The organism is Saccharothrix espanaensis DSM 44229 (genome assembly GCF_000328705.1).
Classification (GTDB): domain Bacteria; phylum Actinomycetota; class Actinomycetes; order Mycobacteriales; family Pseudonocardiaceae; genus Actinosynnema; species Actinosynnema espanaense.
The window spans coordinates 5,916,904-5,929,149 of sequence record NC_019673.1; the positions used below are offsets into that span (position 1 = coordinate 5,916,904).

General features: G+C 72.2%; 10 protein-coding genes. 1 reads left to right on the forward strand and 9 read right to left on the reverse strand.

Annotated elements, in window-relative coordinates; genetic code table 11:
- Window positions 1-42: 42 nt before the first annotated feature.
- The 7 genes from BN6_RS25585 to BN6_RS46915 all read right to left on the reverse strand — a co-directional run bounded on the left by BN6_RS25585 (window position 43) and on the right by BN6_RS46915 (window position 8,728).
- The gene (locus BN6_RS25585) at window positions 43-1,218 is read right to left on the reverse strand and encodes a zinc-dependent alcohol dehydrogenase (protein WP_015102669.1); all 1,176 of its coding nucleotides are present in this window, start codon (window positions 1,216-1,218) and stop codon (window positions 43-45) included.
- Window positions 1,215-2,204, reverse strand: a complete 990-nt coding sequence (locus tag BN6_RS25590) for an SRPBCC family protein (protein WP_015102670.1) — start codon at window positions 2,202-2,204, stop codon at window positions 1,215-1,217. The genes BN6_RS25585 and BN6_RS25590 overlap by 4 nt, the downstream gene beginning before the upstream one ends.
- 436 nt (window positions 2,205-2,640) lie before the next feature.
- The gene (locus tag BN6_RS25595) at window positions 2,641-4,692 is read right to left on the reverse strand and encodes an ATP-binding cassette domain-containing protein (protein WP_015102671.1); all 2,052 of its coding nucleotides are present in this window, start codon (window positions 4,690-4,692) and stop codon (window positions 2,641-2,643) included.
- Window positions 4,689-5,516 (reverse strand): hypothetical protein, encoded by an 828-nt coding sequence (locus tag BN6_RS25600; protein ID WP_015102672.1) that lies wholly within the window; start codon window positions 5,514-5,516, stop codon window positions 4,689-4,691. Before BN6_RS25600 ends, BN6_RS25595 begins: the two co-directional genes overlap by 4 nt.
- Window positions 5,513-7,699: a cysteine peptidase family C39 domain-containing protein gene (locus tag BN6_RS25605; protein ID WP_015102673.1), complete on the reverse strand. Its 2,187-nt coding sequence runs from the start codon at window positions 7,697-7,699 to the stop codon at window positions 5,513-5,515. Before BN6_RS25605 ends, BN6_RS25600 begins: the two co-directional genes overlap by 4 nt.
- A complete protein-coding gene (locus tag BN6_RS25610; RefSeq protein WP_015102674.1) occupies window positions 7,696-8,448 on the reverse strand; it encodes an HlyD family efflux transporter periplasmic adaptor subunit in 753 nt (250 codons plus the stop codon). The genes BN6_RS25605 and BN6_RS25610 overlap by 4 nt, the downstream gene beginning before the upstream one ends.
- A 142-nt stretch (window positions 8,449-8,590) precedes the next feature.
- A complete protein-coding gene (locus BN6_RS46915; protein ID WP_158509427.1) occupies window positions 8,591-8,728 on the reverse strand; it encodes a hypothetical protein in 138 nt (45 codons plus the stop codon).
- 495 nt (window positions 8,729-9,223) lie between these two features.
- Here BN6_RS46915 and BN6_RS25615 point away from each other — a divergent pair, with 495 nt between their 5' ends.
- On the forward strand, window positions 9,224-9,514 hold the full coding sequence (locus BN6_RS25615) for a DUF4342 domain-containing protein (protein ID WP_015102676.1): 291 nt from the start codon (window positions 9,224-9,226) through the stop codon (window positions 9,512-9,514).
- A gap of 543 nt (window positions 9,515-10,057) precedes the next feature.
- On the opposite strand, the gene ppk2 is transcribed toward BN6_RS25615, so the two are convergent.
- Complete coding sequence (ppk2, locus tag BN6_RS25620; RefSeq protein WP_015102678.1) at window positions 10,058-11,041, reverse strand: polyphosphate kinase 2; 984 nt, start codon at window positions 11,039-11,041, stop codon at window positions 10,058-10,060.
- A gap of 319 nt (window positions 11,042-11,360) precedes the next feature.
- Entirely contained in the window at window positions 11,361-11,852 is a 492-nt protein-coding gene (locus BN6_RS25625) for a hypothetical protein (protein WP_148303012.1), read from the reverse strand.
- Window positions 11,853-12,246 lie beyond the last annotated feature (394 nt).

Below are 12,246 nucleotides of genomic sequence, written 5' to 3' on the forward strand. Positions count from 1 at the left end.
CAGCGCGGTCCGCGCTCCCGCGAAGGCCGGACGCGGGTGGCATCAGGGTTTGAGGACGACCTTCTCGCAGTTGTCCTGCTTGTTCTTGAAGATGTCGAAACCGCGTTCCGCCTCGTCGAGCGGCAGGGTGTGGGTGATGATCCGGGTCGGGTCGATCTCCCCGCGTTCGATGCGTTGCAGCAGCGGCTTCATGTAGCGCTGCACGTGGCACTGCCCGGTCCGCAGGGTCAGCGACCGGTTCATCCACGCGCCGGCCGGGAACTTGTCCACCAGGCCGCCGTACACGCCGATCACCGACACCACGCCGCCGCTGCGACACGACAGGATCGCCTGGCGCAGCGCGTGGGGGCGTTCGGTCTCCGAGCGAACGGCCTGCTTGACCCGGTCGTACGCGGCGATGTGCGCGCTGCCGTGGCTGGCTTCCAGACCGACCGCGTCGATGCACTTGTCCGGTCCGCGCCCGCCGGTCAGTTCCAGCAGCCGGGAGCGCACGTCGACCTCCTCGAAGTTCACCGGCGTGTGGCCCGCCCGTTCCGCCAGCTCCAGCCGGTAGGGCTCCTTGTCGATGGCGATGACCTGCGCGGCGCCGAGGACCCGGGCGCTGTCCATGGCGAACTGGCCGACCGGGCCGGCGCCCCAGACCGCCACCACGTCGCTGGGTTCGATGTCGCACATCTCGGCGCCCATGTAGCCGGTGGGCAGGATGTCGGAGAGGAACAGCACCTGCTCGTCGGTCAGGTCCGACTCGATCTTGAGCGGGTTCACGTCGGCGAACGGCACCCGCGCGTACTGCGCCTGACCGCCGGCGAAGCCCCCGGTCAGGTGGGAGTAGCCGAAGATGCCCGCGACCGGGTGCCCGAACATCTTCTCCGCGATCCCGGCGTTGGGGTTCGAGTTCTCGCAGCACGAGTACAGCTCGGCGGCGCAGGCGGCGCACGCGCCGCAGGCGATCGGGAAGGGCACGACGACCCGGTCCCCGACGCGCAGCCGACCCGGCTCGACGCCCGGTCCCACCTCGACCACCTCGCCCATGAACTCGTGCCCCAGGACGTCGCCGTCCTGCATGGTGGGCACGTACCCGTCGACCAGGTGCAGGTCCGAGCCGCAGATCGCGGTGGAGGTGATGCGGACGATGGCATCGCGGTTGTTCAGGATCTTCGGGTCCGGCACGTCGCGGACCTCGACCTTGTTGCGGCCCGCCCAGGTGTTCGCCCTCATGCGTCAGCTCCCTTCGCGAGCTCGGATTCCGACAGCGGTTGCGCCGGGCGCTGCGGGAACTCCCTGCGCGCACGCTTGCCCCACGGGGCACCGTCGGAACGGACCACCTCGCCGGTCTCCAGGACCTGCTTGAGCCGGCGCAGCTCGTCGTCGAGCTGCTGGTGTGGTTCCTCGCCGAAGTACTTGGCGACCGCCTTGCCGATGGCCCCACCAGGAACCTCGTACACCAGGGTGACGTGCACCTCGGTGCTCACGCCGTCCGGGGCCGGCACGAAGTGGACCGCACCGGCGTTCGGCACGGCGGCTTTCCCCGTCGATCGCCACGAGATCTTCTCGCCGGGCGTCTCGTCGGTGATCTCCGCGTCCCACTCGACCTCCTTGCCGAACGGGGCACTGGCGGACCAGTGGCTCGTCCGGTCGCCGGTGGTGCGGACCTGTTCGAGGTGCGCCATGAACGTCGGGAGGTTTTCCAGGTCACGCCAGAACGCGTAGACGTCCGTGGCGGGTTTTCGGATGGTTGTCGTTGCCGTCAACTTCACAGGTCCTCCTGTGCGTACGCCCCGTGCCTCCTGCACGGAGCTGGTGCGTGCCGCTCGGGTGGCTTGCACGGCGGTCAGCAGGTCCAGCGCCGTGATCCCGGCTACGGCACCGGTGACCCCGACCAGGCGTCGTCGACGGTGCCCGCCACGGTGGGCGAGGGCCATCCCGAGCGCGGCCAGGTCCATCGCGTCGCCCGCGACCCTGGTCCACGCCCACGCGCCCTTCCGCCGGCTCGTCAGGAGCCCGGCCGCGTGGACCAGCTCCCGCGCTCCGACGACCGGCACCACCGCTCGTGACCTCGCGGAGTCGTCCACGCCGCTGATCCGGCGCACCGTGCCCGGTGCTGCGAGCTGTACCACGCCCAGGGCGAAGCTCAGCCAGCCCAGCCCCCGGCCCCGCCGCCGCACCTCGTCGTGCTTTTCCTGCCCTCTGGTCGAATGGGTCATGGGCAGCCTCCATGTCCGATCGAGAACTGTCGAACGTCCCGCTGCACCGCGATCCGGGACGCGCCCGATGTGGGGTGGGCTACCCCTCGAAAATCCCGCTAACCCACCGATCGACCACTGCGTGGAGATGACACCCGGTTACAGCCACAGCGGTGTGAACCGGTCATACCCGTCGTCTGTGAGCAAGTGAGGTCGTCCACTTGAACCTGACGCCTGATCCCGGAACGTTCTGCGGGGAAGAACGTTCGCGGGTGTCCGGCAGGTCGAAGTACCCGGGTGAGTTCGCGAAGCGACCGTCGATCGCGACACGGGCCGCTCCGGGCAAGGCGAACTGAACTACTCCATCCGTGCATTTCCGGGCGTGCTTCGTCATAGCGGTGCCGGCCCAGCGCAACGGGAAAGTGTCAGGTCCTCTTTGGACCGTCCGGCGGTCGCGTCAGCCGACCTCCGGCGCGGGACGCTCCCCCGACCTGGCGGCCGCGTGCTCGAACGGCGCGCCCACCACCTGCCGCGCCGCCAGTCGGTGGAACAGGCCGTCGGTGTCGGCGAACAACTCGTCGAACGTGCCGGACTGCACGACCCGGCCCCGGTCCAGGACGACGATCCGGTCCGCGTCCCGCACGGTCGACAGCCGGTGTGCGACGACCACGCGGGTGGCGGCCGACCGGCGGGTGCCGGCGGTCACGACCTCCTGGGTCCGGTTGTCCAGCGCGCTGGTGGCCTCGTCGAAGAACAGCACCCGGGGCTTCGTCGCGAGCGCGCGGGCGATCAGCACCCGCTGGCGCTGCCCGACCGACAACGTGCCGCCCCCGAACGGCACCACGGTGTGGAGCCCCATCGGCAGCCGGCGGACGTCCTCCTCCAGCCCCGCCAGCCGGACCGCCTCCCACACCGCCTCGATCGGCAGCGGGTCGGCGCCGCAGATGTTCTCGCGCAGGGTGCCGCCGAACAGCCGCCCGTCCTGGAGGACGACGCCGCACTGGCGGCGCACGGCCCCCACGTCGAGCCCCGCCAGGTCCTGCCCGTCGTAGCGCACCGCCCCCGTCCCGGGTCGTTCGAACCCCAGCAGCAGCCGCAGCAGGGTCGACTTGCCCGACCCGCTCGGTCCGACGAGGGCGACGAACTCGCCGGGCCGGACGTGCAGGGAGACGCCGTCGAGCACGGGCGCGGCCGAGCCCGGGTAGCGGAACGTCACGTCGCGGACCTCGATCTCGCCGGCGAGTTCCACCGGCCGCGCCCCCGGCTCGCTCTCCGGCGACGCGGCGAGCACGTCGGACACCTCGCCGAGGCGGGGCAGCGCGGCGGCGACGTCGACCCCGGCCGCGCACAGCGTGATCGTCGCCTGCACCAGCAGCGCCAGCCCCGCGTTGGCGGTGAAGAACCGGTCGGCCGGCACCTGCCCGCTCAGCGGGCCCGACAGCACCGCCAGCAGCACCAGCTGAGCGCTGATCGGCAACGCCGTGACCAGCGCCGCCAACCCCGCCTGGACCCGCCGCACACCCTGCACCCCGGCCCGCGCCGCCACCGCGGCCTCCGCCCACCGGTTGAACGCCCGGGGTTCGGCGGCGGCGGTCTTGATCGTCGTGACGCCGGCCAGCACCTCGTCGGTGACCGAGGCGGCGCGGTGCTCGGCGGGCAGCGCGGCCCGCTGCCGGCGCACGACCACCGCGCCGAGCGCGGCGCTCACCAGCGCCGTGCCGACGACCAGCCCGAACCCGACCCAGGTGAGCCCGGACTCCACGACGAGCAGCAGGCCGACCCCGGCGCAGGCGGTGCACAAGGCGAGCAGCGCCCTGGCGGGCACCCCGTCCAGGGCCTGCCGCACGTGGGCGACGCCGAGGACCCGGTTCGCCAGCGCGCCGCTGGTCGTCCCCCGGAAGAACCCGGTCGGCAGCCGGAGCAGCCGGTCCCACAGCGCGAGGTGGAGGTTCGCCTCGAACCGGTCCTCGAACCGCAGCGCCCGCAGGTTCAGCACGACCTCCAGCAGCGCCGCCGCCACCGCGGTCGCCAGGTAGAGGACGACGTCCCAGGCCATCCCGCGCAGGTCGCCCCGGACGAGCCCACCGAGGACCTGGCCGATGATCAACGGCGTCGCCAGGTGGAGGATCGCGACGAGCGCACCGGCCACCAGCATCCCGCGCAGGTCGCGGCCGTTGCCGGTGAGCCCCCGGCGCAGCAGGTCCCGCAGGCGGGCCCGCGCGGGCAGCGGCAGGTGCGGGACGGCGACGCTGTCGGTGAACGCGGTCGCGCCGGCCGCGTCCACCGGCGTGCGTGCCCTGGTCACGGGGTCGACCACGTGGTAGCGGCCACGCGCGAACACCAGCGGCACCGCGACGGGGTCGCCCGTCCCGTCGGTGCCCCGGCCGATCAACGGTCCGATGTCGCGCCGCCACCAGCCCCGGTCCAGCCGGGTCCGGCGCAGGCGGATCCCGGACTGCCGCGCGTGCGCCCGCAGCGCCGCCAACGGGTCCGCCGGCGGCGCGCTCACCGCCGCCACCCGGTCACCGCGCGCAGCACGTCGCGGGGCTCGCCGCCGGACTGGTCCACCGGGCCGGTGCGGGGGCCCAGGCCCAGTTCGCCCAAGGCGCGACGGGCGGTCGCGGCGATCGCGGACCGGTGGGCGCGCCGGCGTTCGGCGAGCGCGGCGAGGAGACGTTCGTCGTCCGCTCCCGCCTCGTCCACGGCGGCCCCGGCCAGGCGGGTCAGGTGGCCGCCGATGACGTCGGTGAGCCCGCCGGCGCGCAGGACGTCCTCCGTGGTGCGGAAATTTAGGACGCAGTCGTCCTCGGCGCGGATCCAGTCCCCCACCGCGAGCAGGACGGCGTCCCGGCCGGCGGTGACCACGTCGCCGCCGTTGACGCGGAACCTACCGCCGGCCCGCAGCCAGAGCGGGCGTCGGGCGCACAGCGCGGACCGGCCGGAGGCGAGCGCGCCCGGCCGCAACGGCTCGCTGTGGCGCGGCGGGTGCGCCGGTCGGGCCCGGTCGGACATCGCCTGCAAGGCGCGGTCCAGCGCCGGGCCGAGCGCGCCGGCCCACCCCGGGAACGCCGGGTCGTGCAGTTCCCGCAGCCGGGCCCCGGGCAGCGGCACGGCCCACAGTTGCCCCTCGCCGGTCGACGCGGGCGGCGGCACGGCGCTGAACTCCGGACAGCGCGCCACGAACTGCCGGCGGGACCGGCTGCCGTCGGGCAGCTCCCACACCGCGAAGAGGTCGACCGGGCCGCCTTCGACCAGGTAGGTGAACCGCCGGTCGAGCCGGCGCGGTCGCGCGGACGCCTCCGACGCCGAGGCGGCGAGGAGGTCCCAGCTCACGGCGTCACCTCCGGGGTCTCGTGGTGCCGGATGAGGTCGGCGTAGGCGCCGTCGCGGGCGAGCAGCTCGTCATGCGTGCCGCGTTCGACCTCACGGCCGTGCGCCAGCACGACGATCAGGTCGCAGTCGCGGACGGTCGCCAGCCGGTGGGCGATGATCAGGCAGGTCGCCCCGCGTCGCCGGATGTCGGCGTCGATGAGCGCCTCCGTCGCGGTGTCCAGGGCGCTGGTGGCCTCGTCGAGCACCAGCAGCCGGGGCCGGCGGGCCAAGGCGCGGGCGATGACCAGGCGTTGGCGCTGCCCGCCGGAGAAGTTCCGGCCGCCTTGGCGCACCGGGGCGTCCAGGCCGCCGGGCCGGTGGGCCACCTCGTGCAGGACGTGCGAGTCGGCCAGCGCGGCGAGGACCTCGTCGTCGCCGATGGTGGGGTCCCACAACGTCACGTTGTCGCGCACGGTGCCCTGGAACAGGGTTTCGTCCTGGTCGACCACCGCCGTGGTCGCCGCCCGCAGGTCCGGGTCCAGGGCGTCGAGGTCGTACCCGTCGATCGTGACGCGCCCGCGCCACGGCCGGTGGAGCCCGACGACCAGCCTGCCCACCGTCGACTTGCCGCTACCGGAACCACCGACCAGCGCCACCCGGGCACCGGGCGGCAGCTCCAGGGAGAAGTCGGTCAGCAGCGGCGCGGCCGAGGGGTTGTAGCCGAACGTGACCGACTCGACCAGCACCCGGCCCTCCATCGGCACGTCCGTGACGGGGTCCGGCGGGGGCGCGGGCACCGGGTAGTGCTCGACGTCCAGCAGCCGCCGGACGTCGACGCCGACCTCCGCCACCCGGGCGCTGACCTCGCCCAGGGCGTCCACCGGCCGGTTCATCGCCGTGACCAGGCCCTGCACCGCGACGAGCAGGCCCACGGTCAGGGTGCCCGCCACGACCAGCCCGCTGCCGACGGCCAGCAGCACGGCGGTGGTCACCGCCATCACCAGCGTCGGGACCACGCCGAGCACGGCGGCCGGGACCCCGGCCCGTTGCCGGCCCCTGCTCACCGCGGCCTGGCGGGCGGCGACCTGCCCGAACGCCAGGTCCTCCTGCCCGTTGGCCTTCGTCGTCTCGATCATCGCGATCGTCGAGACGACGGTGGAGTACCAGCGGCCCCGCTCCGCCTGGACCCCGGCGACGGCGGACGTGCGCATCCTGGACAGCCACCGCAGCACCACGACGTTGAGCCCGGAGCACGCCGTGGCGCACAGCCCGAGCACGGGGTCGTACCAGCAGAGCAGGACGCCGTAGGCCAGCACCAGGGCGAGGTCGACGGCGGTCGCGGCGAGCCGCCTGGTGAACACCTCCGCCACCGCGTCGTTGGTCTCGACCCGGTGCGCGATGTCGGCGGCCGGCCGCTGGTCGAAGAACGCCTGCGGCAGCCGCAGCACGTGCCGGAAGAACCGGGCGGCCCCGCCGAGCGCGACGGCGGTCTCCGCCCGGACCAGCAGGAGCCGCTGCACGAGCGCCGCGACGGACGTGATCACGGTCGCGATCGCCAGCGCCGACACCAGACCGGTCGCCACGCCGGTGTCCCCGCCGAGCAGCACCCGGTCCACGAACACCCGCGACAGCAACGGGAACCCGATGCCCAACACCGCCACGAGCAGCCCGAGCAGCACGGTCAGCGGAACCACCGAGCCGAGGTGGCGCCACCGCCGGGCCACCGCCGCGAGCAGGCTGAACCGCCGGCCCTCGGGCCGGAACGCGGGCCCGGGTCCCAGGTCGATCGCGATGCCGGTGAAGGAGCGCTCGAACTCGTCCCACGGGACGGCCCGGGGGCCCAGCGCCGGGTCGTTCACCCGGACCCGGCGGCGGTCCATCCCCTCCAGCACCAGGAAGTGCTCGAACCGCCAGTGGAGGACCGCGGGCAGCCGCAGCTCGCCGAGGCCGGCGATCCCGCACTGCCTGCCCCTGGCGGTCAGCCCGTGCCGCCGCGCGGCCTTCACCACGCCGGACGCGGTGGAACCGTCCCGGCCGACCCCGCAGTCCCGGCGCAGCTCCTCCAGCGGGACGTGCCTGCCGTAGTGGGACAGCACGATGCCGAGCGACACCGCGCCGCACTCGGTCGCTTCCATCTGGACCAGCGTGGGCGTGCGGACCCGGCGGCGGGTGGGGCGCGCGGTCCTTCCGGCGACGGCGGTCACGTGAGCAGCCAGTCGACCGGGCGTTCGTCGGCGAGCGTGATGCGGGCCGTGACGACGCCAGGCGCGTACCACCGGTCCCGGGCGAGGTCACCGGTCGGGTCGACGGTGACCGCCACGACCGGGCCGGCGGAGAGGAAGGGCGTCACGTCGCGGGTCCGGCCGAGGAAGGCGCGCAGCGATTCGGCGGTCTCCGGGAACGAGCCGACCTCGCGCACCACCCCGGCGGCGGGACCGGGCGCGCCGGACAGCTCGACCGTCATCCCGGCCCGCACCGACCGCGCCGCCGGAGCGGCGACGTAGACCACGGCGCGCACCCGGTCGTCGGGCGTGTCGAGCCGTTCGAGGTTCGCGACACTGGTCCCGGTGGCCACCCACTGGCCGGGCGAGACCAGCGTGCCGACCACGTACGCGGTCCAGGGCGAGCCGACGGTGAGCGTGCCGCCGTCGGCGTCGGCCAGTTCGTAGAGCGCCTGACCCCGCTCCACCCGTTCGCCGGACCGAGCCAGGACGGCGGTCACCAGGCCCGCGCGCGTTGCGTCCACTGTGGACACCCCGGCGGCGCGGGTGAGAACACCCGGCGCGGAGACCGTCCTGGGCACGGTACCGAAAACCGACCAGGCGCTCGCGGCGACCACCACCGCGGTCAGGGCGAGCGCGGTGAGCCAGGCGGGCACCGGGGCGAGGTGCGCGACCTCGTCCAGCTGCTCCGGCGACGCGAGCGATTCGAGGGCGCGTTTGCGGAACTTCACCGGCTCCTCCTCGGTCGACCGGGAACGCGGGCCCGGTGGAAGAACGCGAACGGGCGCGCCGGGAGCGGATCCCGGCGCGCCCGTCGTCGCGCGGTGTGGCCGTCGCGGCGACACCGGCACAACAGTCCGACTGGCGGTCTGCCTACGCGCGGGGGATGCGGCGACCGCTGCCGAACTCGCCGTAACCGCCGGCGACGGTGTCCAGGTCGGCGTCGTCGAGCTCGACGACAGCGGTGATCTCGACGTCGTCGGAGGTGGGGAGGATCTGGTCGTTGGCCATTGTTCTTCTCCTGGTCAGACGTGCTTCGGTGGAAGGCCGTTGCGGATCCGGAGGCCGTCGTCCTCGCGGTGTCGCCTTTTGGCCACGAGAGAAACGTAAGGGCCCGGTCGGGCGGTCAACCACGCAGAAGTCCAGGCAGAACAAGAACTTCCGCCCGTTCTGCCGGTCCCGCCGGACGGGCGTTTCCCGGCATTGCGGCGGATGGGCGTCGCGTCGCGGAAACAGGGGATTAAGCGCAGGCGTCCAACAGGTACCGTGCGAGTGGGTTCAGCGCAAGTCGCCTTGCGAGTTCCGCCGATGCGCCACTGCGGTGGTCTGGCATCTCCGAAAGGCGACCGGCGAGCCGGGGTCGGGTTCCCACGCCCCTCCCACCCGCGGTACTAGCGGTGCCCTGAGGGTTGGATCAGGCGGAGATCAGGGGAAACCCTGATGGCACGGTGACCGGTCGCCGACATGCTGGAGGTGTCAAGGGACATCCGCAGTTCGAGGAGAGTCATGAGCGAATCCAGGCCCGAGTCCCCCCGTGCCGCCGTCGATGCCGTGGTCGACGCCGTTCGGGGGTTGGTCAACGAGGGCATCAACCGCCGGGTGGTCGTGCGCGACAGCAAGAACGACGTGGTGCTGGAGGTGCCGGTGGCCCTTGGGGTGGTAGCGGTGCTGGCCGCTCCGGTGGCCACCACGATCGGTGCCGGTGTCGCGCTGGCCGGCAGGTGCGGGATCAAGCTCGAGAACCGCCAACAGCCCGGTAACAAGCCCGCGACGACGGTCGAAGCCGAGCAGGTGTAGCCGGTCGGCGGTGGTGCCAGCGTGTGCCGTTCGACAACCTGCCGATGGAACCGCTACCGCCGGCACCTCGCGCGGCCACGCCGCCTCCACCGCACCACCAGTGCTACCACGCAGACCAGCCCGATGCCGATGCACCCGAAACACCACGGCGACGACGGGGACGAACCCTCGGACATCGCCACTGGCCGCGGCAACATCCTGATATCGATCATGATGCTGGCTCCGGGCGGCGCAGCACTCGCACTGGGGCTGTTCCTGGGCTGGGACACCGTTCCCGAACGCAGATGGCAATACCTTCTTCCGCCTGCACGTGATCGACATGAACGGCCCGATGGACGTCGACAGGTGGGACGAGCCCGCCGGCGACCGCTTCGCATGCCGGTACGAGGCATACCTCACCAACCCGCGTTCCCAACGCAGGAAAACACATAGCGCGTCGCGCTGAACATCCTCATCGCCGACGACAGCGCCTGAGCAGCCCCGCCGCCTTCCAGCCGCGTCCGCTGGTGGTGGCGTCGTTGGCGGTGGTCGCCGGAATCCCGCTCACGTGGGTTCGTCGGGGTGCAGACCCGGTTCGTGGGGCATGTCCGCGGCGATGGGCGTCGGGCTGAGCGAGGTGTCGTCCTCGCCCGCTTCGAGGAGCGTGTTCGCGGCGCCGACGATCCGCCCGTCCGGTTCGCCCACGACGTCGAGGTCACGGTCGGCGTAGTCCAGGCGGGCCAACACGCTGCGCATCGCCTCCAGGCGCGCGCGGCGCTTGTCGTTGCTCTTGACCACCGTCCACGGGGCTTCGGCGGTGTCGGTGGCCCGGAACATCGCCACCTTGGCCTCGGTGTAGTCGTCCCAGCGGTCCAACGAGGCCAGGTCGTTGGCGCTGAGCTTCCAGCGCCGGACCGGGTCGACCTGGCGAATGATGAAACGCGTGCGCTGCTCGGCCCGCGACACCGAGAACCACAGTTTCACCAGGACGACGCCGTCATCGACCAGCATCCGCTCGAACTCCGGCGCCTGGCGCAGGAAACGTTCGTACTGCTCGTCGTCGCAGTACCCCATGACCCGCTCCACCCCCGCGCGGTTGTACCAGGAGCGGTCGAAGAGCACCATTTCCCCCGCGGTGGGCAGGTGCTCCACGTAGCGCTGGAAGTACCACTGCCCTCGTTCGCGCTCGGTCGGAGTGCCCAGCGCGACCACCCGGGCACCGCGCGGATCGAGGTTCTCGGTGAAGCGCCGGATGGTGCCGCCCTTGCCCGCCGCGTCCCGGCCCTCGAACACGATGACCACCCGCCGACCGGTGTCCTGGACCCAGTACTGGAGCTTGAGCATCTCGATGTGCAACAACCGCTTCGCCCGCGCGTACTCCGTCCGGCCCAGCCGCTCCGCGAACGGGTAGTTCTCCCGCCACGTGTCGACCTCCGTCCCGTCCGGGCGCAGCAGCACCGGCTCTTCGCCCTCGGGGAAGCGGACCTTGATCTCGCCGGACAGCTCGGGGAACACCTCGGCCGCGGAAAGGAGGTCAGGCTCGGCCATCATGACCCGCAAGTACCCCCACCCGATCCGGGACTAAACCGACATTCCGCCTTCGCCACCCGACCGGCTACCAGGACTGGGACTCCGACGACCCGTATGAGGCCGCCGGCAGCGCGTCGGTCAGGTCGCCCACGGCCTCTTGGCGTTGGACCAGGCGGCTGACACCCATCACCAGGAGGCAAGCCTCGAAATAGAAAACGTCCGCCCCCAATTTCAAAGTAAGCCCATTAAAAGCAGTTCGAGGCAAGCTGTTTCAAGGTGGAAGAAGCTTTTTTCCCGCCCACTTCTTGTCCGCCCTTTACACGAATCAAGTAACCACTCAGGACACCTGATGCCGCTCTCGTGTCGCGTCACGGGAACGTCGGGTCCGTTCACGCTGTCGTTGACCAAGGGGTACCACGACGAACAGCAGCACCAGCGAGGAAATCACGAGTAGCACCCCGCCGCCCAGCCCCGCCGCCCCCTCGGCGAGGAACCCCGACACCTCCACCAGTAGGCCGAGCAGGCCGAGCACCACGAAGCCCACCCGCAGCGCCGTCAGCGGGAACGGCATGGCCAACACCGCGTCGGCCTGGTCCATCAGCGGCCGGGCCAACCGCGAATCTTCTACCGCCACGCCTTGGCGCATCGCACGCACGATGGCACGGCGCTGGCGGGAGTCCAAGCCGCGTAAGGCCGTGGAACCCCACAGTCGCCGCATCACGACGGCCATGGCGAGAGCGAACACCGCTCCCGACACCAGACCGACCCACACGTTGTCGCGCAACAGCCCCTGGGCGACGCCGAAGATCCCACCGGCGAACACCCCCATCAGAACGACTTTGCCGTACGAAACCCGCCGCGCCACCGGTCCTCCCCCGAGTCGTCTCCTGTCGATCTACCCCTTACGGCGTCCGACGAACCGTCAGGCCCACCGTCGCAAGACCCCGGCCGACCCGTTCGACGACCGGCGCTGCGGCGCGGCGACCTCACACCCCGCGCGCTGCCGGGATCCGTGCACATCAACCGACCCGACCCGCGATGTCGGACTTGCGGCCGAGTCGGAGGGGTCTTGCAGCACCGTTCCATGTAGACACACCGTCCGGTCACCGTGGCCGCACTGTCGGTCGAGAGCGCCGAGTGGGCTGCGCATCCGTACCGGAGCCACATGGGCGAGTCGGTCCGGGTGGCGTTTCCGCGCCGGGCGGCACTGGGAACGCTGGTAG

Coding starts and splice junctions, on each gene's coding strand:
- BN6_RS25585 (WP_015102669.1), bottom strand. CDS start 1,218: ATGAGGGCGAACACCTGGGCGGGCCGCAACAAGGTCGAGGTCCGCGAC.
- BN6_RS25590 (WP_015102670.1), bottom strand. CDS start 2,204: ATGACCCATTCGACCAGAGGGCAGGAAAAGCACGACGAGGTGCGGCGG.
- BN6_RS46915 (WP_158509427.1), bottom strand. CDS start 8,728: ATGGCCAACGACCAGATCCTCCCCACCTCCGACGACGTCGAGATCACC.
- BN6_RS25615 (WP_015102676.1), top strand. CDS start 9,224: ATGAGCGAATCCAGGCCCGAGTCCCCCCGTGCCGCCGTCGATGCCGTG.
- ppk2 (WP_015102678.1), bottom strand. CDS start 11,041: ATGGCCGAGCCTGACCTCCTTTCCGCGGCCGAGGTGTTCCCCGAGCTG.
- BN6_RS25625 (WP_148303012.1), bottom strand. CDS start 11,852: ATGGGGGTGTTCGCCGGTGGGATCTTCGGCGTCGCCCAGGGGCTGTTG.